The organism is Asticcacaulis sp. MM231, from assembly GCF_964186625.1.
In the GTDB taxonomy this organism is placed as follows: domain Bacteria; phylum Pseudomonadota; class Alphaproteobacteria; order Caulobacterales; family Caulobacteraceae; genus Asticcacaulis.
The window spans coordinates 740,549-765,127 of the sequence record NZ_OZ075108.1 but is presented as its reverse complement, the minus strand read 5'-3'; the positions used below and the strand labels follow the sequence as shown (position 1 = coordinate 765,127).

The following is a 24,579-nucleotide window of genomic DNA, read 5'->3' as shown; positions in this document are numbered from 1 at the left end:
TTTGCGGCGCATCTGTGCGATAGCGTGCGCCATGAAAGATCCCGTTTCCGATACCCTGTTTCTGCCGCTCATTGAAGAGTTGATCGACCTGCCCGAGCAAGGCCAGATTCTCTTCCTGCGCGCCCGCCTGAGCGACGCGCTCATGGACATGCCGCGTGAAAAATTCGTCTGTGACCAGAGCTTCAAGCCGGCGCATGATATCCTGGAGCGCGCCGGTTTCGCGCTCAATGACGGCGATGGCGAAACCTATCCCCTGACCCTGGTGCTGCCGCCGCGTCAGCGCGAAGAATACCGCGCCCTGCTGGCGCGCGCCCTACTGTCGACGCACGACGGCGGCATTGTCATGGCCGCCGTCTCGAACAACGAAGGCGCCAAGACGGTCGAGAACGATCTCAAGGCGCTGGCCGGCCATGTCAGCAGCCTGTCGAAGAACAAGTGCCGCGTTTTCTGGGCGCGCCTCGATGATCGCCGCGACGCTGAGCTGATCGCCGACTGGGCGCAGTTCGATGCGCCGCGCGCTATCGAGAATGGCCGCTTCACCAGCCGCCCCGGCCTTTTCGCCTGGGATCATCTCGACGCCGGCTCGAAGCTGCTGGTCGATAATATGCCGACCAACCTCAAGGGTAAGGTGGCCGATCTCGGCGCCGGTTTCGGTTATCTCAGTGATGAAGTCCTGACGAAAAACCTGGCCATCACGCATGTGGATGTTATCGAGGCGGAAAAACGCGCGCTCGACATGGCACGGCAAAATCTGGCCGCGCACGGCGACCGCGTCAGCTTCCATTGGGCCGACGCCACCAAGCCCCTACCCGATCTTTACGACGCCATCATCACCAACCCGCCCTTCCATATCACCGATCGCTCGGACCGCCACGATGTCGGCAAGGCCTTCATCACCTCGGCCGCCAAGGCGCTCAATTCCGGCGGTCAGTTGTGGCTGGTGGCCAATCGTCACCTGCCCTACGAGGAAACCCTGAAGGTCGCCTTCAAGAGCGTCAACGCGATCGCCGAGAACGGCTATTTCAAGGTGTTCCGCGCCGTCGGCCCCAAGGGCAAGACCAAGACCTACGCAGGATCGGACGACCAGTGAAACTGATCAAGCGGCTCGCCAATCTGGGCTATGGCTCGCGTAAAGAGATGCAAAAGCTCATCGGTATGCGCGCCATCACCGATGCGGCCGGTTCGCCGCTCGATGACGATTCCGATACGGCCCACGCCGACATCCGCTACAAGGGCCGCCCGCTTGATCCCGATTTCGGCATGGTGCTATTGATGCACAAGCCGACCGGCTATGTCTGCTCGCTCAAGGATCGCGGTCAACTGGTCTATGAACTCCTGCCAGCGCGCTTCGCTGAGCGCAAGCCGGTGCTATCCAGCATCGGCAGGCTTGATTCCGACACGTCCGGCCTGCTGCTGTTCACCGATGACGGCGATTATCTGCACAAGATCATCTCACCGAAAAACCACGTCGCCAAGATCTACGAAGTGACCTGCGCCCGTCCGCTGGAACCGCATTATGGCGAGGTTTTCGCGGCGGGTACGCTCGTTCTGGAAAACGAAAAGGATGCGCTGAAGCCGGCTTTTCTGGACGTGACCGGCGAAAAAACCGCGCGCCTGACGCTCTATGAAGGCCGCTATCATCAGGTGCGGCGCATGTTCGCCGCTGTCGGCAACCACGTCGAAACCCTGCACCGCGCCCAGATGGGCCCTTTGACGCTTGGCGATCTCAAGCCCGGCAAATGGCGGCTTCTGAGCGCGGAAGAAGCGCAAGGGCTGCTGATACAGCCGTGACGCCTACGCCGGGCGCGGGCTGGCCAGCGCGGTATAAAGTTCCGGGCGGCGATCGCGGAAGAAGCCCCACGCGGCGCGGTGGGTGTTCAGGTAATCGAGATCGAATTCGGCCACCAGAACGCCCTCTTCTTTCGCACCGAATTCGGCCACCTTGTCACCGCGGTTGTTGGCGATGAAGCTGTGACCATAGAAGGTTTGACCGGCGCCGTTTTGCGGTGAGATCAGGCTTTCGGTGCCGATACGATTCGAGGCGATCACCGGCATGACATTGGCGACGGCATGGCCCTGCATGATACGCTGCCACGGCGCGGCGGTATCCAGTTCGGAATCGTGCGGTTCGGAACCGATGGCGGTCGGGTACATCAGGATTTCGGCCCCCTGCAAGGCCATCGCGCGCGCCGCTTCGGGATACCACTGATCCCAGCAGATGCCGACGCCGACCTTGGCGAATTTCGTATCCCAGACCTTGAAACCGGTATCACCGGGGCGGAAATAGTACTTTTCCTGATAACCGGGACCATCGGGGATATGGCTTTTACGATAGACGCCCATCAAGGTGCCATCGGCATCGATCATGACCAGCGAATTGAAATAGTGCGGGCCTTCCTTCTCGTAGATCGAGGTGGGGATAACGACGCCTAGTTCCTGCGCCAGCTTTTGCATGGCAAGAACCGCCGGATGTTCGCGCCACGGGAAGGCGGTTGAAAACCACTTTTCTTCCTGACTGACGCAGAAATATTCACCCTGGAACAGTTCGGACGGCAGAATGATCTGCGCGCCCTTGCCGGCGGCTTCGCGCACGAAGGCTTCGGTCTTGGCGATATTGGCGGCCATGTCCGAACCGTAGGAGGTCTGGATGGCGGCGACAGAAACAGTACGGGTCATGAGTTTACTCCAAAGAGGAAGCAAAGAGGCCCCTCACCCCAACCCTCTCCCCATACATGGGGCGAAGGGGAAGTATTACGCCTTGATCAACGGCACTTGCTGACTGATGCAATGGAACGAACCGCCACCGGTCAGGATGGCGCGTGATGACAGACCGAGCACCTGGCGTTCGGGGAAGAGGCTTTGCAGGGCCTCCACCGCCAGTTCGCCGGGACGGTCCTCATAGATCGGCACCACCACACAATCATTGGCGATCAGGAAGTTCATATGGGAGGCCGGAACGATTTCGCCATCCTCATCAAGAATTTCGCCGGGCGACGGGATGCGGACCACCTGCAAGGCCTGACCGCGCGCGTCATGCTGGGTGGAGAGCAGGCGCGCCGTGGCGTCATAAACCTCGGCATTGGGGTCTTCGCGGCCAAAGGACACCGGACAGGCGACAACGCCTGGCGCCACGAAACGCGCCAGATTATCAACATGGCCATCGGTGTGATCGTTAAGCAGGCCATCATCGAGCCAGATGACCTTGCGGATGCCGAGCGACTGGAACAGCGCCTCTTCGGCAAGGGATTGCGTCCAGCCGGGATTTCGGTTCGGATTGAGCAGGCACTGGCGCGTGGTGATCGCGGTGCCGTGACCATCATGATCAAGCGCGCCACCTTCGAGGATAAAATCCTGCAAGGTTTGCGGATAGCCATCGGCCTGACTGATTTGCAGCGCAACCTCATCGTCGTGTTTCAGGTGATATTTTCCGCCCCAGCCATTGTTGAGAAAGCTGATCGGCAGGGCCTGATGAATGTCGTCGTCATCGGCATCATCGCTGACATAGATAGGACCGGTATCACGAAACCAGATATCGCCGAACCGGCCATCGATAATTTCAAGCCGCTTGATATCGCCCAGCAATTCTTCGGCAGCGGCACGCGCCGCCTCGCCCATCACCATCAGCTTGACGTTTTCATCGCCGAGTTCGCACAGGGTGCGCGCCAGGGCGGCCACCTCGGCCTGAGCCGGAATCAGGTCTTCCTGCCAGAGGTTTTCGTGACTGGGAAAGCCAAGCCAAAGAGCCTTGTGCGCTTCCCATTCCGCTGGAACACTTCGTGTCATTCTGAATATTCCCTACCGATTGGCCTCTACGATAACCATTCCGCTACGGCGCCGGCTGTGTGATTGGGCTATTAGCACAAGCCCTGCCGATTTGACCACCATTCCCACAAAAAAACGGCCCCCGAAAAACGAGGGCCGTTCTCTGTTTTCTTATGCGTATCGCTTTAGAAGGCTGTGTGGAGCGACATCATGACGGTGCGAGGGGCGCCGACGTTGAATGAGGGCGCGCTGGCCTTGAGCGTCGCCGTGGCTACGGCGTTGGTGGTCGAGCTGATCGAACCGAAGTAGTACTCGTCGGTGATGTTGATCACGTTGAGCTGTGCATAGGTGCCAGCCTTGAGGAACGACACGCCGGGCAAATCCCAACGCACGGAGCCGTTCCACACTGTGTAGGCCTTTACTTCAAGATCGTTCAAATCGGTGGCGTAACGCTTGCCGACATACTTACCGTTAAGATTGAACGTGAAGTCCTCAAACGCCTTGTAGGTCAAGCCGGCCGTGGCCATCCAATCCGGCACTTCCGGCAAGGCCTTGCCCTTGGTGTCGATGGTGGTGGTTGCGCCCGACGCATAGTTGTCGAGAATCTCAGTGTCGGTATAGGTCAGGCCACCGAAGAGTGACAGCTTGGACGACGGTGCGTAAGCGGCCGAGGCCTCGAAGCCCTTGAGGTCAACCGCGCCGACATTGCGATCGAAATAGCTGTCCGAGTCGGCATCATAGGAGGAAACGATACGATCTTCGTACTTTTGCGCCCAAACGTCAGCCGTAGCGGTGAAGGTCGGCGATGTGAAGCGGTAGCCGAGTTCGATGGTCTTGTTGCTTTCCGGCAGCGGATTGGCGGCCTTGACCTCGCCATCCTTGAAGATGACGCCGTAATAGTTGTCCGTACGCGGCGCCGACAGGGCCTCGGAGTAGTTCACATAGACCTGGTTATGGTCGGTGAGCTTGTAGGTCGCGCCGAGGCTCGGCAGGGTCTTCGAGAAGCTGACAGTGGTGTGGAATGGTTTGATAAAGTTGGTGTGGTTCGTCTTGGTGACGCCATCGGCATTCGTCGTGATCAGGTAGGTGTAGCCAAAGCTGACAGTGCCATCGCCATTATCAACCGTTGGCGCGGTCGTGGTGCAGAACGGAGCGTAAGAGCCCGAACCATCATCCGGCGAATAGCAGTACTGGTTGAGGTCACGTTCCATCTTCTGTTGCTTGACGCCAAGCGAAACGAAGAGCTTGTCCTCGAGGAAGTGGCCGCGATATTCGAGGAAGAAGGTGTCGACATTGGCCAGAGAGAAGCGCTGACGGCGCTCATGGGTCGAACCGTCCTTGCCGATGATGCGCAGGCTTTCGATATCACGACCGCCGAAGGGGTCAAACGCTGTACCGCCGGTATTCAGCAAGGTGCTTTCGCCGGTCTGACGCGTACGGCCACGATCGAACGAGGCGCCGAAGCGAACCACGTCACCACGGTTAAAGGTGTAAACGCCGGTCGAGGTCACCGAATAACGGTTGGTCGAGGTGGTGTTGGGGTTGTAGACGCTGACGCTGTCGGTGGCGTCGCCGTCCTTGTTGATGTCAACGCCCGCCAGTTCCTTGTAGAAGTAGGTACGGCTGCTGACCGTCATCTTGCCGTCTTTTTCGGCAATCGTACCTGTGCCGCCGCCATTGGCGAGAACCGACTGGAAGGTCGGGTCAACAGTGAAGAAGAAATTGTCGTTGATGATCCACTTCGAGTAACCGCGCAGGTTGCCGGTGTTGGAAGGGTTGATATTGGCAGCGCCGGCACTGTTGTAATACTTACCGTTGGCGGCGAAGCTGGCCAGGTTCTGGCTGAAGATAAGACGGTTGCGATTTTCGTTATAATCGCCGCGCAGACCGAAGTAGCTGCCGTTGGATAGCGGCTGATAGATGTTGAAGTTGAACTGTTGCTTCTTCAGCTTGGCGTTGTTAGGCTTTTCAACGGTGAAGGTGTCATAGTTCTGGTTCGATACAGCGAACCAGGCCTGCGTGCCGAAAGGACCGAAAGAGCCCGTGTTGACCATAACGAACTGGCGGGTATAGTTGAAGCTGCCCACCGAGAGGGTGGCTTCGGCACCAAAGGTATCAGAGGTTTTACGGGTGGTATAGCTGATCGTACCGCCCGAAGCCGAGGCCGTCATCGAGTTGACGTCGGTGGCACCTGTGGTGATGGTCGCCGACTGAATCAGTTCCGGATCAAGTTGCTGGTTGGTGTAGACAGCGTAATTGCCAGCGTCGTTGAGCTGTACGCCATCCATAGTCAGCGAGACACGTGAACCATCAAGGCCGCGCAAACGGACGTTGCCGCCGGACGAGCCGTAAGGGTCGTTGTTGGTGAAGTTGTAGCCCGGCGCCAGATTCAGCGTTTCGGCGATCGTCTGACCAGCCGTTTGCGTGCTGATATAGGCTTGATCGATGGCGGTCTTAGTTTTTGTGCCGGTTTCCTTGTTGATAGGTCCCAGCCCCTTTTTGCCGCCTTTGACGATGACTTCGACTTCTTCAGTCGCGGTCGACTGAGCCAGGGCAACCGTGCCGGCGAACAGGCCGCTGAGCGCCGTCAAGGCCGTACCGGCCAAAATGATAGTTTTCGTGAGCTTCATGGGAGTATCCCTCTCCAGATTAAAATACAAAGCATAGCCACCCCACAGAGACGCAGAGCCCCATCGCGCAAACCGATAGTTTCACGCGTTGTCGACGTCAGATGATTTTGCTGTCGTTTTTTTAACGGCTTATGTGTCGATTTTTTTACAAAACTTGCGAAGTTTTTGTGACAGCCGTCACATACGCAACAAGTGCGACTTGATTGTCACATTGGCCGGACACACCCCATGAAAGAGTTTTGGGCATAGAAAAAAACCCGGCCTGACGATGTCAGACCGGGTTTCTTGTGTCTTAGATCGACGCGTTCTTATTAGAACGTGATGTCGATGGTCGAACGGCGGTTCAGCGGTTCCTTCACGCCGTCGCCGGTGGCGACTGCGGGGGCCGATTCACCCTTCCAATCAACAGCCAGCTTGGAGCCGTCGACGCCGAGGCCAGCGAGGGCATCAGCAACGGTCTTGGCGCGGCGTTCGGAAAGCTTGATGTTATAAGCGGCCGAACCGGAGGTATCCGTGTGGCCAACGACAACGATACGAGCGGCATTGCCGGTCTTGGCGTAGTCAGCGGCAGCGGCGACAACCGATTGCGCGTCCGCAGTCAGGGCCGACTTGTCGAATTCGAAGTACACGATGAATTCGCGAGCTTCGTACTTGACCGGCTCAGGGGCGGGCGGCGGCGGGGGAGGAGGCGCTTCCACGACCGGAGCCGGCTCAGGCGCGGGCGGCGGGGGGGAGGAGGCGCAGCTTCCTGACCGAAGGCCCAACGCAGGCCGACCGTCAGAGTTCTGGTCGCTAAACTTGCCGGAGAAGGTCTCAGGCTGCGACCAGGTGCCAGCAGGCTGGATACCTGCATTGAACGTGGCCTTGCCAGCGTCCAGGTAACGGTAGGTCACGTCAAGGCTGAGGCGCTCGGAAAGCTCCCAAGCCACACCGGCGAGCAGTTGATAAGCACCAACCGTGTCCTTGCCTTGCAGGCTAAGATCGGAGACCGCACCGGCTGGGCTCGTGGAGAGCTGACCGAGCATCTTTGCTTTGATGCTGTCGAGGCCGACACCGGCACCGACAAACGGATGGAACTGCGACTCTGGCAGGATGTCATAGTACAGATTGACCATGACGGTGGTTTGCTCGAACGAGCCCTTCGGCGAACCGCAAGGATCACCCGCGCCGCGGATCACACCGGTGGTGCAGATCGCGGTGTCGACCAGAGCGGTCGAGCCAGGATAGGTACGGGCGAAGCCGCGGGCAGACGAGATATCGCCAGGGCGGTAGCCACCTTCGAATTCGACGCGCCAGTTCGGGCTGTAACGGTAACCGAGACGAGCGAAGCCAGCCCAGTCATCATCCGTAGCCACGTCATAAACGTAAGGCCCGCCGTCAGGCATCAAGCCTTGCGAACGACCCTTGTAATCCGACTTCCAGTTGTAACCGAGGTCAACGGCCCCGTACCAACCGTTTGCCTGTTCGGCAGCAGCGGAACCCGCTACCGCCATCGCAGCGAGAGCAGCGCTCGCCAGCAAGATGTGTTTCATGTTATTGCCCTCTCATGGCCATCCAACGAACAGTCGATCAACTCGACTGAAACCTTAGTACAAAGCTTCTTAACTTTCCGAACCCGTTTTGCATAGCACCCAAATACGATTTCGGCGTGAAATATGCACTTTTTTATCCGCTTTGGCGAGAACTGACACCAGAAAGACACGCTTATCGGATTGAAGCCGTACACAGCGGCATATAGGTCAAACTTCACCATTAAAAAGCTATAGCACCCCCACCCCGCAATATAAAATTCTCATAAAGAGCGGAAAAGGGCTTGCGGTTTGTCCGAGCTTTCAGTAGAGACACGCCCTCTGATCGACCCTGGCAGCGCAAGCCGCCCAGAATCAGGCGCTAATATCCTTTGAAATAGAAGGATTTACGTGGTTCCCCCCTTGTACGGAGAGGTGGCAGAGTGGTCGAATGTACCGCACTCGAAATGCGGCGTAGGTGGAAGCCTACCGTGGGTTCGAATCCCACCCTCTCCGCCATAAGCTTAAAAAGGCTCCTTGTTTTCAAGGAGCCTCTTTGCTGTTTCATTTCAGTACATTGACCGCTGAAATATCTGAATACAGGCTTTTTATTGGCAAATCATCTTTAGATGCCCTTTATACTGGCCTGAGTGTGTTCAAAATAACCCACCTTTTGCACTGCAAATTCGTGAAGCAACAAGTTTGGACACGCCCTCACCGCAGCCCGTGAGTTGAATTAACCCACCCGTCAACCGAGATATGCGAATCATTCGCGCGAGTTTATGCTTATTTAATGTGCACAATTTATACGCAAAAACCGAATCTTCATAACATTTAGGGCAGACACCTTATGCCCCGCACTACTTAGAGATGCATCTTGAGCGCCAATTGTAGCTGCGTCTGAGCCTGTTGAACGGCCAGCATGTGCGTTGCGCGTGCCGGTCGATCACTGACCACGTGCAAGGCTTCGACGGCGACATCGAGGTGATCATTCATGGGCTTCAGCCAGGCCAGAGTGGCGGCATAGCCTGTTTCGCTATTGTCATCAGTCTGCCGTCGCGAATGATCCTTGGCGGCGAAATAATCAAAACGCCCGGTCAGGCGGCTGCCATTATCGCACCTGTGCGACCACAGCACGTAAGCCGAACTCGAAACCGACATCCACCACATAACGCCCCTGCCCGACCTGCCAGCCGGTGACTGTATGACCGACCATATATTGACTGAGCAGTTCATCTGTCGCCGTCAGTCGATAAGCGGCGCCCAGATTATAAAAGCGGGTGCCCCAGGCCCACTGGCCGTTACGAGCCGCGCTCGGATCACCCTGATTGTCATAGAATTCGGCATTGACGGCCAGCGCTGCCGGCGCCTTCCAATCGAGACGGACATAATAGCCAAGGCGGCCGTCGACTTCGACCTCAGGCCGGCTGAGATCCGCCTGATGATCATGAAAAATGCGATACCAGCCCTGATTTTTACCCTCGGGCAACATCAGTTCGCTGTTATCGGCCGACGATATATCGTGCAACGCCCAGCCACGCCAGCTCAGTATCGTGCCCGCCGTATCATCGCGCGTGAAGCCGCACAGGGTCAGGCCCAGCCTGTGTCCGCCAAAGGTTTGCTGCGCATTGACCTCGAGCCCGCGCACCAGCACCTCTTCGCCAATCCATGAGTTGATGGCTGAGGGCGTGATCGTGCGTGAGGGCGTCCAGCCCGTACCGTCATGCTCCATAGAAACGGGCGGGAACATCTGGCCAGCGCGCACACCATAGCGGAAACCGGAGGTCGGCACGGGTTTCCACTGAATATAGGCTTCTTCGACGCCGAGCGGCACTTCGGCATCCGACACGCCCTGCAGCAGCATATAACCCGAAAGGGTATCGGTGAACTGCGGCTTCCACAGCACCGCTGCCTGAGCGATGATGGCGGTTGTTTCATTGCCATATCTGAGCTTGCCAAAGCCGCCGCCCAGCCAGTCGAATTCGCCATCGGCGGTAGCCACACGCAGATCAATCCAGGCCGTATAGGTGCCCGGATCGAAGATTTGCGTCTCAGCCTGTGCGATGCCGCTGCAAAGCCAAAGTGAAGCCCAAAATGCGGGAACAAGCCACCCGATCTTTTTCATCGGAAAGGCTTTCATGGTCAGCTTGCCTTGCGTTTGCGATAAACAGGCATTTTCGACTTGGTATCGCCGACGCCGGCAAAGTCATTGAGGAACAACACCAGATCACCAAACGGCATGGGTTTGGCGATGCCGTAGCCTTGGGCGATATCGCAGCCCATGGCCTGAAGCAGCGTAAACGAAGCGGCCGTTTCGACCCCCTCCGCCGTCACCTTCATACCCAGGCCGTGGGCCAGATCTATCGTTGAGCGCACCAGAAGCGCATCACGCTGGCCGCTCTCGATCTCCATGATAAAGGAGCGATCGATCTTCAGTTCATGCGCCGGAATCTGCTTGAGATAAGCCAGTGACGACAGGCCGGTGCCGAAATCATCGATCGAGATTTCCAGCCCGCGGCTGACAAAGGTGTTGATCGCCGCCAACCCGATCTTGGGGTCTTCGATAACCGCCGTTTCGGTGATTTCGAGGCAAATCTGTCCTACCGCCGCATCACACAGAGCCAGAGTTTTGGCGTTGAAGCCCTCATCCGACAGCAGCCGTCCGGAATAGTTGATGCTGACATCGAGATTAAAGCCGGCCGATTTCAGCCGTCCCTGATCGGCCAGGCAGGTTTGCAATACCTGGAGGGTCAGGTCGCGGATGGCGCCGGTTTCCTCGGCGATGCCGACAAAGCGCTGCGGCGACACGAAGCCACGCTCAGGATGATTCCAGCGCACCAGAGCCTCGACCGAAGTGATTTTGCCTTCACGATAGCTGAACTTAGGCTGATACCAGACCTCCAGCACCTTGCTTTGCAGGGCGGCGTAAAGCTGGTCGGTCAGCAGCAGGGTGTCGGCCAGTTCGGAATAGATGCGCGGATCGAACAGCGCGATCTTGGCCTTGCTGGCGCGCGCCTGATCAAGGGCAATCAGGGCGCGTTCGATCATTTCATCGGCACTCGGACGCGCATTGGCCATATGATAGACGCCAAGCGACACCAGCACGTCGAGGCTCTGATCATCCGTCACCTTGATGCGCTTATCGAGGCGCGCGACGATGGCACGAGCCAATGGCAGGGCCTGCTCGGCTTGGCATGGATTCAGGCACAGCCCCAGAGTATCGGCCGAAAGGCGGGCGATATAGGCGTTGGCGAAGATGCGGATGAGGATAGCCTGAAGACGCGACACAAGCGTGTGCGCATAGGAAACACCCCAGACGGCGCGGATATGGGCGTAGCGGTCTATGCCTATACAGACGACCACGACGCCATTTTCCACGCCTTGCTCGCGCAGTCGGGCGATATGGTCCTCGAAGGCCGAACGGTTGGGCAGGTCGGTTGGCAGGTCGGTCTTGGCCAGACGCGTGATATCGCGTTCACGGTCCTCGATCGACACGGCCATGTCATTGAAGGCCGAGGCCAGGTCGGCCATTTCATCATGGGTGGTGATCTTGACCTGTCCAGGCTTACCGTCGCGCAAGGCGAAGGCGGCATCTTTCAACGCCAGAATAGGACGGGTCAGGTTGCTGGCGAGATAAAGGCTGGCGATAATGACGCAGGTCAGGCCGAGAAGACCGATGCCAAGCAGGACAGTCAGGAGCGGCTGATAGGACTTGAGCGCCTCGCTGAGCGGATAGCTGAGCAGCAGGACGCTTTTTTGCTTGTTATCCAGATTGGGCAGCGAGGTGGCGACCGCGATCATGGTGCCGTGGCTGCTGCCGATCATGCTGGCGGCCTTGGTATGCAGGCTCTGATCGATAAAGAAGCTCAAGGAACTTGGCTTGTAGTCGCTGGTCTGCTCCGTAGGTCCGAGCCACAGGCCGCCACGCGTCTGGGTCAGGATCGACGACTTGATCGGGATGGACGACAGGCCTTGCAGGTTCTGCATTTCAGGGCCTTCGAGACGCTGGGCGAAGACGACCCAACCGAGGCGATCCGGCGCCATGACCGGCGCGGCCATCACCTGATAGGGGTGGCTGTCGATAGCGACGATGCCAGTCAATGCGGCCGTATCGGAATTGAACTCATCTTTGCTGCGCAGTGCGGCAGCCAGGCTTTGCCCTAAGGCGCCGGCTTCCCCGACTACCGGATTGCCGTCAGGCCCGATGATCAGGCCAATCTCAACGTTCAGACGTGATTGCAGATTATCGAAGGCCGATTCGACCGTGATATTATCGCGTGTCGCCAGGGCGGATTTGAAGCCGAAATCGCGCGACAACAAAACCGCATTGGATTGGAGCGCCTCGGATTTCAGCGTCCAGATACGCTGGAACACGCTGGCCGAGGCCTGAAGTTCCTTCTGAACCGAAGTGCGGGCGTAGGAGACCACCGCCATATAGCAGGCAAACGCGATAACCAGCAGGGCCAAAGAGAAAAGGCCGCCGAACATCACGGATAGCTTGGTGCTAAGGCGTTTGAACATGATCATGGGTTACACGTCACGCATGCTAATACTGACCCGCCGTGGGCGCAGACTGACGCACTTTGACGCTGAAGGTCTGGGCCGACGGGCCGGCCAGCTTGAGTGCGCGCGCCATCTGATGCTCCGGCGCATCAAGGCCCGGATGCCAGATTGCCAGACTGCCGGCGCCATCGGGCACCTTCAGCATGACACGGCCGGCACCATCGGTCGTGGCGTAAAAGGGGGTATCGACGACGCGGATATAGGCGGCCATCGAATCATGAATGTTGCAGCCAAGCGCGACCGTGCCCGGACGATCGAACTTCATGATATGGCTTTTGCCCTTGCCATACAGGGGAAACTGAAAGGGCTGGACCGGCGAGAACGAGTAAACGTGATGGTTGACACGGTCCTTATTGGGGAAGTTGACCGTGGCGCCGGCCGGCACCGCAAGCACGTATGGGAGGAACTGGACGTTCTGCTGCGCCATCACGAAGGCCTTGCCTTTTTCCGCCGCCGGTATGGCCGCACCAGCCGCCGGTATCCACGTCACCACCGTGTTCGGAACCGGCTTGCCACCGGTATCGCTGACCGCAACGGTGAGATCAGCGGCGGCGGCCTGGGAGCCTGCCAAAAGCAGCGCCGGAAGGAGGAAAAGGTATTTCATACACTTCGGATATCACAACAGTTATAAAAGACGGTTAAGACTCGCGGTCATGTCAAACAGTTGCCAGTCTTAAATCGCACTATGTAGAGTAATCTAAAAACAGTGTAATCTGAGCCTATGCTGCTATGCAGCAAGTATAGCGTTTTTGACTTTAGGAACCCGCTGATGAGCATTACAATATTAAATGAATTCAAGGCTTTACCGGGAAATTTCGAGGCATTGACCGAGATTTTTCGCCGCATCGTGACCCAGATTCGTACAGTAGAAGGCAATGAGCGCTGCGAGATGTTGCTTAGGGTTGCGGACGGCGATAGCGATGACGAACGGTTGATTATTCTCGAAACCTGGACCAGCATCGAGGCCCATCAACGCGCCGCCACGGCCGTTGATCCGAAAGATTTTTCCGCCATCATGGCCCTGCTCAGCGAGAAACCCACGGGGCGGTATTATCAGCCCATCGACAGCTAGGCCAGCAAACCCTATAGACGTCTCTCCCCCTCCGTTGAGAGTGCCCATGGCCAATTTCGCCAGCGACAACACCGCGCCCGTCCACCCCAAGGTCATGCAGGCGCTGATCGACGCCAACAGCGGTAATATGCCCGCCTACGGCCATGATCCTATCACCGAAAAGCTACAGGAAACCGTGCGCATGACGTTCGGCGCGCCGCAGGCCCGCGCCTTTCCGGTTTTCAACGGCTCGGCGTGCAACGGGCTGGCCCTGGCGCGGATGATCCGGCCTTACGAGTTGATCCTGGCCCACCGTCAAAGCCATATCAATAACGACGAATGCGGCCTGCCGGAGTTCTTCACCGGTGGCAAGATCATTGGACTCGAAGGCGATCATGCCAAACTGACCATCGCCAGCATCGGTGACCTGATCGAGACGACGCTGGGTCATGCGCCGCATACCTCGCGCCCGAAGGTAATCAGCCTGACGCAATCGACCGAACTCGGCGCGGTCTACTCGCTCGATGAATTGAACGACCTCACCGCCTTCGCCAAGACACATGGCCTCTGTGTCCATATGGATGGTGCGCGCCTTGCCAACGCCGTGGCATCGCTCGGTTGCGCACCGGCCGACGTGGTGGCCGGGGTTGATATTCTGTCGTTCGGCGGCACAAAAAATGGCGCCATGCTGGCCGAGGCCGCCGTCATTCTCAACCCCGATCTGATCGAGGATTTCGCCTATATCCACAAGCGCGCCGGGCAACTGCCTTCAAAGGCGCGCTATGTTTCGGCGCAACTTAAGGCCCTGCTAGACAACGACCTGTGGCTCGATCTCGGCCGTCACGCCAACGCCATGGCCAGCGCTTTGCGTGAAGGCCTGATTGACCGCGCCGGCGTTGGCCTGCTCCATCCGGTCGAGGCCAACGAACTGTTCGTCACCCTGCCGAAAGCCACCGCCGATCGCCTGTTCGCCAGGGGCCACCGCTTCTACAACTGGCCCGCCGAAGGTCCTGACGCCTACCGCTTGGTCACCAGCTTCGCCACCAGCGAAGATGACGTAAAGATTTTTCTGGACGACTGCTGATGTCTAAAACCACTCCCGGCACACTAATGCTGAGCAAGCTCGGCATCGCCTTCGATCTGCACCCTTATGACTACGATCCCGATGCGCCCCGCGTTGGGCTGCAGGCGGCGGAGGCGCTCGGCATCGACGCCGCGCAAACCTTCAAGACCCTGATGGCCGAGGTGGATGGCAAGCCGGTCTGCGTTGTCGTGCCGTCCGATTGCGAGGTCAGCATGAAAAAGATGGCGGCCGCCTTTCATGGCAAATCCGGCCACATGATGAAGGTACCTGATGCCGAACGCCTGACCGGCTATAAGGTCGGCGGCATATCGCCCTTTGGTCAGCGCAAAAAGACGCCGACAGCGATCGATGAAACCGCGCAACTGTTCGACACGATCTATATCAACGCCGGCCAGCGCGGGCTGTTGCTCAGCATCACGCCGGATGACGCCGCGCGCGCGCTGGAGGCGCCGTTCGTGGATGTGACGGCGTAACACCTCTCCTCCCCATCATCGATGGGGAGGTGGCATTGAGCAAAGCGAAATGACGGAGGGGCGCCCCTCCGTCGCGGACAAGCCGCGCACCGCACGGGCGGCCCCGCTCCCCATTTAAGAAATGGGGAGGAGGTTTTTTAACTCCCCCCAAACCAGTTATAGCCCATGTCTTCCCAGTAACCGCCGGGATAGACATTGGTGACGAAGATCTCGACGATGTGTTTGGGGTTCTTGTAGCCGAGCTTGGTCGGCATCCGCAGCTTCATCGGGAAGCCATATTTTGCCGGCAAGAGCTGACCATCGAAGGTGAAGGCCAAAAGCGTCTGGCTGTGCAGGGCGGTCGGCATGTCGATCGAGGTGAAGTAGCCATCGGCGCATTTGAAACCGACATAACTGCACGTCGTATCGGCCCCTACCCGCTTGAGAAATTCCGAAAATACCACACCGCCCCAGCGGCCGATGGCGCTCCAGCCCTCGACACAGATATGACGGGTAATCTGTTCGGTGTGCGGCAAGGCATATAGCGCCGGCAGATCCCAAGGCCTGCGATCGGCGATCTTACCCGCAAGCGCCAGCCGGAAACTGCCCGGATCGACCACCGGCGCCTTGTCGACACTGTAGAAGGCGTTGAACGGGAACGGTTCCTTGATATCGGCCTCGCTATAGGTCGGGGCCAGCGCGTCCGGATTAAAGATCAGCCCTTGCGCGCCATCGTTAAAACGCGACACCGCTTTGAGGATTTCCTTCACCGAGCCGTAATGATTGAGCGCGATGCCGGTGGCCAGAGACAAGCCCCCAAGCGTCAGCACATTGCCGAGCAGGCGGCGCTTGGCCGGGTCTTTCAGCAGGCCAATGGCTTCTTTCAGGATCGCCTCTTCGTCGTTCTTGATCTCCGGCGTCATATCAGCGTCCCCACAGCATGGCTTTGATGGTTTTCGGCACCAGCAGCGCCATGACAACATGCACAATGATAAACGCGCATAAGCCGGTCATGGCGAAGAAATGGATATAACGCGCGGTCTCGTAACCGCCGAGCAGGACACGTAACCAGCCGAACTGCACCGATTTCCACAACACCAGCCCCGAGGCGATCAGCACGATCATATCGGCCAGGGCGAAGAGATAGGCCAGTTTCTGGATGGCGTTGTACTGGCGCAGATCGGCGTGACTGAGCCGGCCTTTAACGAACGCCCGGATATCATCCCACAGGCCTTGCGGTGTCACCGGCAGGAACTGCTTGCCGCGCTTTGTTATGAGAAAAAGGACAAGATAGAGCACCGCATTGGCCATCAGAATCCACATGGCGGCGAAGTGCCACTGGATCGCGCCGCCCAGCCAGCCGCCCAGCGTCCACTCATTGGGGAAAAGCCGCGTATTGGTGCCGGGGATATAGAGATGCAGGAAGCGCGTGGCGTTATAAATACGCCAGCCGCTCATGATCAGGATCACCACGGCCACGGCGTTCGACCAGTGGATGATACGCAACCACAACGGATGAATACTGGTTTTGTCCACGCGCGCGCTCCCGAATTACCGCAGCTTAGCACGTATACGACAGGCATCGAAATCCGGTTACGGTGAATATGAAATATTGACACCACCCCGCCTTCATGTTGACGTAAACGGAAACAATACGAAGGTAATCCCATGGCCAAGGCCGACCGCTTCAAACTGATCAACTGGTATCCGCCGCTGATCGGCGCCGGTATCAGGGTGATTGAAACCTCGGCCGATTTCACCGCCATCACGGTCGAGATGAAGCTGCGCTGGTGGAACAAAAACGTTGTCGGCACACAGTTCGGCGGCTCGCTCTACATGATGTGCGATCCGTTCTTCATGGCTATATTGATGACCAAACTCGGCAAGGATTATATCGTCTGGGACAAGGCGGCCTCGATCCGCTTTCTCAAGCCAGGCCGGCGGCATGTGCGGGCGCACTTCCAAATTCCGCCGGAAGAGATCACCCGCGTCAAGCTGGAAGCCGACACAAAAGGCAAGTACGATGCCGAATTTGAGGTCGATATTGTCGATACCGAGGGCGCGGTGATCGCCAAGGTCCACAAGACCCTTTACGTCCGCCGCAAAGACGCCAAACGCACGGAGGCCTAAGCCTTCGCGGCGGCCTCGTCAGCGCGCTTCTTTTGTGCCGCTACCATCTTGTCGAGTTGCGACTGGGCCAGAGCCTTGCGCTGCTCGGCCAATTCGTTCGGGGTCAGCAGGCGGTGTTTGGCTTTGTTCATCGGGGTATCTTTCAAAAAAGGAACCTATGACAGCTACGCCTGCCAAAGTACAGCCTAGGGCAGCTTCATGCCGCGCTCGACACCGGGACGGCGCCCCACCTCCGCCAGCCAGTTGCTGATAAAGGGCCGCGCCTGAATCAGCGGCTCGATATGATCGGGCACGCGGGTGCGATATTGCGTGATCCACGGATAGATGGCCATGTCAGCGATCGAATATTCGTCACCCCCGACATGCGCCGATTCGCTCAATCGCTTTTCCAGCACGTTGAACAGGCGCTCGACCTCGGCCGCGTAACGGCTGACGCCGACAGGCGTCTGGTTTTTGTCCGAAACCACGAACCAGCCAAGCTGCCCCATCATGGGCCCTAAGCCGCCCATTTGCCACATCAGCCACTGAATGACCGTATGACGCTGGTGCGGGATAGTGGGCAGAAAGCGGCCATACTTTTCCGCCAGATAGATCAGGATGGCGCCGCTCTCGAACAGGTTAAGCGGCCCGCCGTCAGCGTCCTCGTCCACAATGGCGGGTATCTTATTATTGGGCGAAATGGCGAGAAATTCGGGTTTGAACTGTTCGTCCTGGCCGATATTGACCGGATGCAGGCTGTACGGCACACCCAGTTCTTCGAGCATGATGGAGACCTTGCGGCCATTGGGGGTGCCCCAGGTGTGCAGTTGGATCATGGCGACCGTCCTTGATAAATGACTGTTGAATAGATAGGTCACCCAAGATCACTTGCAACACCTCTTCGAGTTTAACTGCACATTAACGCGCCTCGATGGCTGCCTTGATCGCGCGCGACTGGTTTCGTCCCCATTATGGAAGCATATATCTGGCGACAGCGTCCTGACCGGCTACGACCTCGATGAGAAAATTAGCGCCCGGGCAAGGGTCTATATCTGTCAACCTCAGCCATAGGTCATGAAAACGGCTTGAAGACCATCAGCCAAAAAACCGCCACCACCGCGGGAAAGGCCAAGGCGCCGAGCACCAGCCACCACAGGTTACAGCGCCAATAGGCCGCCGGCAGGGGGGCGTCTGTCGCCAGCGCTTCGGCGGCCAGGCGCTTCATGCGGATCTGCAGCCCCACCACCGGCAACCAGCACAGGCCGGCAAAGACGTAGAGCGCCATGGCCATCATCAGCCAGCTATCCGTGACATGATAGCCGGCGATATGGATCAGCGCGAAGCCGGTCAGGGGCTGGATGATGATGGCCGGCGTTGTGAAGCACCAGTCGGCGATGACCACTGTCCGCGTGGCGAAGGCGATGGCCCGAATATCCTTCGAAAGATTGGCCATCAACATGAAGAAGGCTGTGCCGATACCGGTGCCGAACAGCACGGTCGAGGACAGGATATGCAGCCATTTGACGCAGAAATAGAGCATGGCTGACAAGGCTATCCCATGTTAGGTGTTCGACAGGATCGGACCTTATAGCCCCCATGCCCCTGCCGCAATCACAAGCTGCCCAGATATGGCTCGTCTATGACGGCGACTGTCCTTTTTGTTCGGCTTCTGCGCAGATGATACGCCTACGTCAATCGGTCGGCCATCTGAATATCCTTAATGCTCGTGAGGCTGCCGACCACCCGGTGATGGCTGAGATCGCGGCACAGAATCTTGACCTTAATCAGGGTATCGTCGTCAAGTTCGAAGGCCGGCTTTATTATGGCAAGGTCGCCCTGTACCTGCTGGCGCTGATCGGTTCGGAATCCGACTGGCTCAATCGGCTGAATGTCGCTTTGTTTCGTAACAAGGGAATGGTCGATATGGCCTATCCGATGCTGAAAGGTATGCGAAACTTGGCGTTAAAGGTTCTCGGGAGACCTGCTCTGTGAAAACCCCCATCTTCGCAAACGTCTTCGCCGAGCAATGGGACGGATTGCCGCCGGCGCTGAAAGCCCATTACGCAAACCGTGGTTTTACGCGCGATCGCGTCACCGTCACCGGTACCCTGACCATCCGCATGGGCCCTTTGCTGCGTTTCCTTTCACCGCTGCTCAGGCTCAGCCGCATGCTGACGCCGTGGCCGGGCGATGACGTCCCGTGCACCGTGGCGTTTCACAGCGAACCCGGTTCCAACGCCTTTATCTTCGAGCGTCGCTTCAGCTTTCCTGGCCGTGCGCCCCATGTTTTTCGCTCGAAGCTGGTGCCGCAAGGACCGCATCATGTCATCGAGTATATGGCCAGCGGATTGGGCTGGCGCTGCGGCTACAGCTTCGAGGATGGCAGGGTGCGCCTGTTTCATAAAGGCTATGTCTGGCGACTGTTCGGCGTCGACCTGCCGGTGACCTTTCTGGGAGAGCTGTTGGCCGGAAAGGGCTTTGCCTTTGAAGAGGCCAGCGGCGACATGAGCTTCCGGATGGCCATGGGACTGAAGGGCGGGCTGTTCGGCCGCCTGACCGCCTACAGCTATACCGGCGACTTTACCGTGACGGAGATGGCCCTTGGCGCGTGATATCCTGATCCTCGGCGGCTACGGCAATTTTGGCAAACGCATCGCGCACGCCCTATCGCGCCATGGCCTGCCGCTGATCATTGCCGGGCGCGATCTGGCCAAGGCGGAGGCGCTTTGCCGTGACCTGCCAAACACCCGACCTCTGGCGCTTGATATTCACGGCCCGCTGGCGGAAACCTTAAAGGCCGAAAAGCTGTCGGTCGTCGTCCATACCTGCGGACCGTTTCAGGGCGCCGATTACGCTGTGGCGCGCGCCTGCATCGCGGCCGGAGTCCATTACATTGATCTTGCCGATGGCCGCGATTTCGTGCGTGATTTCAGTCAGCTCGATGCCGAAGCCAGGGCCGCCGGCGTTTGCCTTATCAGTGGCGCCAGCACGGTGCCCGGCCTGTCCTCGGCGGTGCTTGATCATCTTAAGACCCACTTCGCCCGTCTGGAGACACTCGATTTCGGCATCACCCCCGGCCAGAAGGCAGAACGTGGCCTGGCGACCACCCGCGCCATCCTGACCTATGTCGGCAAACGCCTGCGGCCCTTCGCGGGACACCCCCGTCCCTATGGCTGGCAGGATACCCATGCCCAGACCTATCCGATCATGGGCCGGCGTTACTTGAGCACCTGCGACATTCCCGATCTCGATCTGTTGCCCCAGGGCTATGGCCTGACCTCGATCCGCTTCGGCGCCGGTCTCGAACTCGGCTTCATGCACTTAGGCTTATGGGCACTGTCCGGACTGGTGCGCGCCGGAATGACGCTCAACCTGCCGGCCCTGGCCAGACCGCTGCTGGCGATCAGCAATATCTTTGATGCCTTTGGCAGCGATGTCGGCGGCATGCACGTCACTGTGAGCGGGCAAGGCCACGACGGCGCACCGTTAAAACTTTCGTGGTTCATCGTCGCCAGGTCAGGTGATGGCCCGCAAATCCCGTGCGTACCGGCGATCCTTCTGGCCAAAAGGCTGCATGAAAAAGACCCCGGACTTTCATCCGGGGCCTTTCCCTGCGTAGGTTTGATCAGACTCGAAGATTATCTCAGCGAACTCAGGCGCTTCGATATCGAGACGTTCGAGGCCTAACCGCCCAAAAAGTCGTTCTTGCCAAGCGGCACGCCGGAATGACGCAGGATGGCATAGGCCGTGGTGACGTGGAAAAACAGGTTGGGGATGGCGAAGCCCGTCAGGTAGCTTAAGCCGGTGAATTCCATGGTGCGGCTCGGAAATTTCAAAACAACCTCGCGGGTTTCCGAACCTTCGAAGCCCTTGGCATCGACCGACCTGACGAAATCGATCGTCTTTTGCAGGCGCGTGTGCAGTTCGGCGAAGGTCGCTTCGTCATCGGCATAGGCGGGATTCTCGACCCCGCCCAGGCGCGCGGCAATGCCCTTGGCTGTATCGCTGACCAGTTGGATCTGCTTGGAAAACGGCAGCATGTCGAGCGCCAGGCGGGCGTTCAGCACGGTCGCTTCCTTGACGTTCTTCTCCGCCGCCCAGGCTTCCGCCTTGCCGAGAATGGCCTTCAGATTGGTAAGCGCATTAAGCACCACCGGCACGGACGCCTTGTACATATCGATGTGAACAGCCTCAGACATTTAGTCCCTCTTTGTGTTAGGTAGGAAGCCCTGCATATGGGATACTGACGGCGCCTTGTAAGCCCGCCACGCAATAATTTCATGGTGAAATCCATCGCCGTATTTGCGCCGTATAGTGGGCTGATACATTTCGCGTGTGATTTTGGCGTACCCCCTTGAAACCCGCAACAGTAACTACTATTGTTACGTTTCCATTTCGCGACTCACTGAAAAGAGCCCCCCATGACCAAGTTCGCCCTTAAATCCGTTTTCTCGGCTTCGGCTTTCGCCTTTGCCCTGCTGTCCGTCTCGGCGCCAGCCTTCGCGGCCGACACCTACAAGCTCGACGACACCCACACCTCCGTCACCTTCCAGTGGACCCACTTCGGCTTCTCGCATCCGTCCGGCAAGTTCATGAATGCGGTCGGTTCGGTGACGCTTGACGAAGCGAACCCCGCCAAGAGCTCGGTCGAGGTCTCCTTCGCCATCGACGGCATCAATACGGGCGTCGCCAAGCTTGACGAACACCTGAAGGGCGAGCAGTTCTTCGACGCCGCCAAGTTCCCGACGGCCACGTTCAAGAGCACCAAGGTCGTCCCGACCAGCGCCACAACGGCCGACGTGACCGGCGACCTGACCATCCACGGCGTCACCAAGCCGGTGACCCTGAAGGTCAAGCTCAACAAGAAGGACGTCCACCCGATGATGAAGAAGGTCGACGCCGGCTTCACCGCCACCGGCACGATCAACCGTTCGGATTTCGGCATCGGCGCCTACGTCCCGGCCGTCAGCGATCAGATCGATCTTTCCATCGAAGCTGAAGCTATCGCTCAGTAGTATTTGCGTTCAGTAACAACTGTATAGGGGTTCGAATGTTCAGATTGGCCGCATTCTGTGTGGCGCTGGGACTGGCGGCAACGCCAGCCCTGGCCGACAGCCTGACGTTCGAACCCACCCACACATCGGTCGTTTTTCAGTACGCGCATTTCGGCCTGTCGCATCCCTCTGGCAAGATCATGGGTGCGACAGGTACGTTGATCCTCGACGACAAGGATCTCAGCCGGTCCACGGTCGATATCACGCTCGACATGCGCACCCTGACAACCGCCCTGCCCGATTTCGACGCCCTGCTGAAAGGCGCCGACTATTTCGACATTGCCCGCTTCCCCACCGCGACCTTCAAAAGCACGAAGGTCGAATTAACCGGTGAAACGACGGCCAATGTCAGCGGCGACCTGACGATCCACGGCGTTTCCCGCAGCGAAGTTCTGGCGGTCACCTTCAACAAGAAGGCCTTCAATCCGGCGCTGTTCAAGACGGGCTATGGCTTTTCCGCCACCGCGCATCTCAGCCGCAAGGCCTTTGGCCTGGGCCATTTTGAGCCCATCGTCGGCGACGAGATCGATCTCATCATCGACGCCGAAGCTTATTAGTTTAGCTCAGACGCCGCATGGCTCGCGCAAACATGCGCGGCGGGCGGTCGCCCTTGCCGAGCCTAAAGGCTTGGAGATTGAAGTATTCCATGACCTTAACCCGCTCCCCAACGAGAACCCCGACCGTCTATATACCTCATGGCGGCGGACCGTGCTTTTTCATGGACTGGAACCCCGCCGACATGTGGGACAAGATGGGCGCCTATCTCAAGCACCTGCCCTCCGATGTCGCCGAAAAACCCAAGGCGCTGCTGATCATTTCCGCCCACTGGGAAGAGGCCGATTTCACGGTCATGACCAAGCCGGCGCCTGGCATGTTGTTCGACTATTACGGCTTTCCGCCGCACACCTACGAACTGAGCTATCCGGCGCGCGGCTCCGAAGCCCTGGCAGCAAGGGTGCAGGCTCTGGCGGCGCAGGCCGGCATCACGGTCGCGGCCGATGCCGCGCGCGACTTCGACCACGGCGTCTTTATACCCATGCTGATGGCCTGGCCTGACGCTGATATCCCGACGATCCAACTTTCCTTGAAAGCGGGCCTGAACCCGCAAGAGCATATGGCGCTCGGTAAAGCACTGGCGCCCCTGCGTGATGAAGGCGTGCTGATCATCGGCAGCGGCATGAGTTTTCACTCGATTCCGCGCCTGATGGGGCGCGGTTCCGGCAGCGGCCCGGCGTCCCACGCCTTCGATAACTGGCTGAGTGCGACCGTCAGCAGCGATATCGACGGCCTGAACAACTGGGCCAGCGCCCCGGGCGCCCACGATTGTCACCCGCGCGAAGAACACCTGCTGCCACTGATGGTGGTTGCCGGCGCCGGCGATGGCGATCCGTCGCGACGCACCTATCACGAGGATAGCCTCGGGCCTACGGGCATCGCCATCAGCGCATTTCAGTTCGGGTAAGTTTATAGGGAAGAAACCCCACCACCGCTTCCCTCTTGAGGCGCGGTGGTGGGGTTTCTGACTTCCTGCCTTTTGGCCAGAACTCACCGATCATTGGCAGGAATCCCTCTGGCGATTTTACCCATTCCGGCGCACGTTCCGCGCACCTCAAACGGAAAGGCCCCCCATGTACGCGCTCCATATCGGTAACAAGAACTACTCCTCGTGGTCGCTGCGCCCGTGGGTGCTCCTGAAAGCCCTCGACATCCCTTTCACCGAGCACCAGCACTATTTCGCGCTCGATAACAGCGCTTTCAAGAGTTTCTCCCCCTCGGCTCTGGTGCCGGCGCTGGTCGATGGCCAGACCACCGTCTGGGACTCGCTGGCCATCGCTGAATATGTCGCCGAAGACCACCCGCAGGTCTGGCCGCAAAAGCGCGAAGCCCGCGCCTACGCCCGCTCGGCCGCCGCGGAGATGCATTCCGGCTTCAGCGCCCTGCGTAACCTGTGTTCGATGAGTATTGGCGTCCGCATCAAGCTGCACGACACCCCGCCAGCCCTGCTCCGCGATCTGGCCCGCATCGACGATATCTGGCGTCTGGGCCTCAGCCGTTTCGGCGGTCCCTTCCTCGCCGGCAGCACCTTCACGGCGGTCGATGCCTTCTATGCCCCCGTCGTTTTCCGTATCCAGACCTATGGCCTCGGCTTCGATCTGAGCCACGAGACCCGCGCCTATGTCGATCATATGCTGGCGCAACCGGCCATGCAGGCCTGGTACGAAGGCGGCCTTGCCGAAACTGTCCGTGACACGCCGCATGAGGTCGAGATCGCGCAATCGGGTGAGGTCATCACCGATTACCGCGCCACCGCTTAAGCGCACCTAGATTCCGGCGCGAGGGGGCGCGTGTTACCACAAGGACAGCCA

At 58.7% G+C, this 24,579-nt stretch carries 27 protein-coding genes and 1 tRNA gene; 14 read left to right on the top strand and 14 right to left on the bottom strand.

Annotated features, from left to right (window positions below; genetic code table 11):
• Positions 1-31: 31 nt before the first annotated feature.
• Both ABQ278_RS03655 and ABQ278_RS03650 read left to right on the top strand, forming a co-directional pair.
• A complete protein-coding gene (locus ABQ278_RS03655) occupies positions 32-1,090 on the top strand; it encodes a class I SAM-dependent methyltransferase (RefSeq protein WP_349321256.1) in 1,059 nt (352 codons plus the stop codon).
• Positions 1,087-1,791: a 16S rRNA pseudouridine(516) synthase gene (locus ABQ278_RS03650; RefSeq protein WP_349321255.1), complete on the top strand. Its 705-nt coding sequence runs from the start codon at positions 1,087-1,089 to the stop codon at positions 1,789-1,791. The genes ABQ278_RS03655 and ABQ278_RS03650 overlap by 4 nt, the downstream gene beginning before the upstream one ends.
• 3 nt (positions 1,792-1,794) lie before the next feature.
• Here the strand turns inward: ABQ278_RS03650 and aguB are convergent, their stop codons facing one another.
• The 4 genes from aguB to ABQ278_RS03630 form a co-directional block, all read right to left on the bottom strand.
• Positions 1,795-2,676 carry an N-carbamoylputrescine amidase gene (aguB, locus tag ABQ278_RS03645; protein ID WP_349321254.1) on the bottom strand — a complete coding sequence of 294 codons (882 nt, stop codon included), beginning with the start codon at positions 2,674-2,676 and terminating at the stop codon, positions 1,795-1,797.
• Positions 2,677-2,751: 75 nt separating this feature from the next.
• Positions 2,752-3,783 (bottom strand): agmatine deiminase family protein, encoded by a 1,032-nt coding sequence (locus ABQ278_RS03640; RefSeq protein ID WP_018081333.1) that lies wholly within the window; start codon positions 3,781-3,783, stop codon positions 2,752-2,754.
• 164 nt (positions 3,784-3,947) lie between these two features.
• The gene (locus tag ABQ278_RS03635) at positions 3,948-6,392 is read right to left on the bottom strand and encodes a TonB-dependent receptor domain-containing protein (protein WP_349321253.1); all 2,445 of its coding nucleotides are present in this window, start codon (positions 6,390-6,392) and stop codon (positions 3,948-3,950) included.
• 311 nt (positions 6,393-6,703) lie between these two features.
• Complete coding sequence (locus tag ABQ278_RS03630) at positions 6,704-7,924, bottom strand: OmpA family protein (RefSeq protein ID WP_349321252.1); 1,221 nt, start codon at positions 7,922-7,924, stop codon at positions 6,704-6,706.
• A gap of 405 nt (positions 7,925-8,329) precedes the next feature.
• On the opposite strand from ABQ278_RS03630, the gene ABQ278_RS03625 reads away from it, so the two are divergent.
• Positions 8,330-8,419: transfer RNA gene (locus tag ABQ278_RS03625), tRNA-Ser, on the top strand.
• Between the two features lie 345 nt (positions 8,420-8,764).
• On the opposite strand, the gene ABQ278_RS03620 is transcribed toward ABQ278_RS03625, so the two are convergent.
• The 4 genes from ABQ278_RS03620 to ABQ278_RS03605 are packed head-to-tail and all read right to left on the bottom strand — an operon-like array spanning position 8,765 to position 13,067.
• Positions 8,765-9,061 carry a hypothetical protein gene (locus tag ABQ278_RS03620; RefSeq protein ID WP_349321251.1) on the bottom strand — a complete coding sequence of 99 codons (297 nt, stop codon included), beginning with the start codon at positions 9,059-9,061 and terminating at the stop codon, positions 8,765-8,767.
• Positions 9,012-10,025 (bottom strand): hypothetical protein, encoded by a 1,014-nt coding sequence (locus tag ABQ278_RS03615; protein WP_349321250.1) that lies wholly within the window; start codon positions 10,023-10,025, stop codon positions 9,012-9,014. The genes ABQ278_RS03620 and ABQ278_RS03615 overlap by 50 nt, the downstream gene beginning before the upstream one ends.
• Before the next feature lie 17 nt (positions 10,026-10,042).
• Positions 10,043-12,427: an EAL domain-containing protein gene (locus ABQ278_RS03610; RefSeq protein ID WP_349321249.1), complete on the bottom strand. Its 2,385-nt coding sequence runs from the start codon at positions 12,425-12,427 to the stop codon at positions 10,043-10,045.
• 19 nt (positions 12,428-12,446) lie between these two features.
• Positions 12,447-13,067: a hypothetical protein gene (locus ABQ278_RS03605; RefSeq protein ID WP_349321248.1), complete on the bottom strand. Its 621-nt coding sequence runs from the start codon at positions 13,065-13,067 to the stop codon at positions 12,447-12,449.
• A 165-nt stretch (positions 13,068-13,232) separates the two neighbouring features.
• Between ABQ278_RS03605 and ABQ278_RS03600 the strand changes: the two genes are divergently transcribed.
• From ABQ278_RS03600 to ybaK, 3 genes are read left to right on the top strand one after another with little or no spacing between them, the layout of a single operon-like run.
• Positions 13,233-13,535, top strand: a complete 303-nt coding sequence (locus ABQ278_RS03600) for an antibiotic biosynthesis monooxygenase family protein (RefSeq protein ID WP_349321247.1) — start codon at positions 13,233-13,235, stop codon at positions 13,533-13,535.
• A gap of 46 nt (positions 13,536-13,581) precedes the next feature.
• Positions 13,582-14,598, top strand: coding sequence for a beta-eliminating lyase-related protein (locus ABQ278_RS03595; protein ID WP_349321246.1), 1,017 nt, complete (start codon positions 13,582-13,584; stop codon positions 14,596-14,598).
• Entirely contained in the window at positions 14,598-15,071 is a 474-nt protein-coding gene (ybaK, locus tag ABQ278_RS03590) for a Cys-tRNA(Pro) deacylase (RefSeq protein WP_349321245.1), read from the top strand. Before ABQ278_RS03595 ends, ybaK begins: the two co-directional genes overlap by 1 nt.
• Positions 15,072-15,208: 137 nt before the next feature.
• Here the strand turns inward: ybaK and ABQ278_RS03585 are convergent, their stop codons facing one another.
• Together ABQ278_RS03585 and ABQ278_RS03580 are read right to left on the bottom strand one after the other, a co-directional pair.
• Positions 15,209-15,973 carry a molybdopterin-dependent oxidoreductase gene (locus tag ABQ278_RS03585; protein WP_349321244.1) on the bottom strand — a complete coding sequence of 255 codons (765 nt, stop codon included), beginning with the start codon at positions 15,971-15,973 and terminating at the stop codon, positions 15,209-15,211.
• A 1-nt stretch (position 15,974) separates the two neighbouring features.
• A complete protein-coding gene (locus tag ABQ278_RS03580; RefSeq protein WP_349321243.1) occupies positions 15,975-16,586 on the bottom strand; it encodes a cytochrome b/b6 domain-containing protein in 612 nt (203 codons plus the stop codon).
• 132 nt (positions 16,587-16,718) lie between these two features.
• Here ABQ278_RS03580 and ABQ278_RS03575 point away from each other — a divergent pair, with 132 nt between their 5' ends.
• Entirely contained in the window at positions 16,719-17,180 is a 462-nt protein-coding gene (locus ABQ278_RS03575) for a DUF4442 domain-containing protein (RefSeq protein WP_349321242.1), read from the top strand.
• On the opposite strand, the gene ABQ278_RS03570 is transcribed toward ABQ278_RS03575, so the two are convergent.
• From ABQ278_RS03570 to ABQ278_RS03560, 3 genes are all read right to left on the bottom strand, one after another.
• Positions 17,177-17,311 carry a hypothetical protein gene (locus tag ABQ278_RS03570; protein WP_349321241.1) on the bottom strand — a complete coding sequence of 45 codons (135 nt, stop codon included), beginning with the start codon at positions 17,309-17,311 and terminating at the stop codon, positions 17,177-17,179. The two genes, ABQ278_RS03575 and ABQ278_RS03570, sit on opposite strands and share 4 nt — an antisense overlap.
• A gap of 54 nt (positions 17,312-17,365) precedes the next feature.
• Entirely contained in the window at positions 17,366-17,995 is a 630-nt protein-coding gene (locus tag ABQ278_RS03565; RefSeq protein WP_349321240.1) for a glutathione S-transferase N-terminal domain-containing protein, read from the bottom strand.
• 236 nt (positions 17,996-18,231) lie between these two features.
• A complete protein-coding gene (locus ABQ278_RS03560) occupies positions 18,232-18,699 on the bottom strand; it encodes a DUF2269 domain-containing protein (protein WP_349322203.1) in 468 nt (155 codons plus the stop codon).
• A gap of 56 nt (positions 18,700-18,755) precedes the next feature.
• Between ABQ278_RS03560 and ABQ278_RS03555 the strand changes: the two genes are divergently transcribed.
• From ABQ278_RS03555 to ABQ278_RS03545, 3 genes are read left to right on the top strand one after another with little or no spacing between them, the layout of a single operon-like run.
• Positions 18,756-19,151, top strand: a complete 396-nt coding sequence (locus tag ABQ278_RS03555) for a DCC1-like thiol-disulfide oxidoreductase family protein (RefSeq protein WP_349321239.1) — start codon at positions 18,756-18,758, stop codon at positions 19,149-19,151.
• Positions 19,148-19,771, top strand: coding sequence for a DUF4166 domain-containing protein (locus ABQ278_RS03550; RefSeq protein ID WP_349321238.1), 624 nt, complete (start codon positions 19,148-19,150; stop codon positions 19,769-19,771). The genes ABQ278_RS03555 and ABQ278_RS03550 overlap by 4 nt, the downstream gene beginning before the upstream one ends.
• Positions 19,761-20,846: a saccharopine dehydrogenase NADP-binding domain-containing protein gene (locus ABQ278_RS03545; RefSeq protein WP_349321237.1), complete on the top strand. Its 1,086-nt coding sequence runs from the start codon at positions 19,761-19,763 to the stop codon at positions 20,844-20,846. The genes ABQ278_RS03550 and ABQ278_RS03545 overlap by 11 nt, the downstream gene beginning before the upstream one ends.
• Here ABQ278_RS03545 and ABQ278_RS03540 read toward each other — a convergent pair.
• A complete protein-coding gene (locus ABQ278_RS03540; protein ID WP_349321236.1) occupies positions 20,843-21,358 on the bottom strand; it encodes a DUF1993 domain-containing protein in 516 nt (171 codons plus the stop codon). The two genes, ABQ278_RS03545 and ABQ278_RS03540, sit on opposite strands and share 4 nt — an antisense overlap.
• Positions 21,359-21,580: 222 nt before the next feature.
• On the opposite strand from ABQ278_RS03540, the gene ABQ278_RS03535 reads away from it, so the two are divergent.
• The 4 genes from ABQ278_RS03535 (at position 21,581) to ABQ278_RS03520 (ending at position 24,528) form a co-directional block, all read left to right on the top strand.
• Positions 21,581-22,174 (top strand): YceI family protein, encoded by a 594-nt coding sequence (locus ABQ278_RS03535; protein ID WP_349321235.1) that lies wholly within the window; start codon positions 21,581-21,583, stop codon positions 22,172-22,174.
• 35 nt (positions 22,175-22,209) lie between these two features.
• On the top strand, positions 22,210-22,770 hold the full coding sequence (locus ABQ278_RS03530) for a YceI family protein (protein WP_349321234.1): 561 nt from the start codon (positions 22,210-22,212) through the stop codon (positions 22,768-22,770).
• 89 nt (positions 22,771-22,859) lie between these two features.
• A complete protein-coding gene (locus ABQ278_RS03525; RefSeq protein WP_349321233.1) occupies positions 22,860-23,675 on the top strand; it encodes a class III extradiol ring-cleavage dioxygenase in 816 nt (271 codons plus the stop codon).
• Between the two features lie 166 nt (positions 23,676-23,841).
• The gene (locus tag ABQ278_RS03520) at positions 23,842-24,528 is read left to right on the top strand and encodes a glutathione S-transferase family protein (RefSeq protein WP_349321232.1); all 687 of its coding nucleotides are present in this window, start codon (positions 23,842-23,844) and stop codon (positions 24,526-24,528) included.
• Positions 24,529-24,579 lie beyond the last annotated feature (51 nt).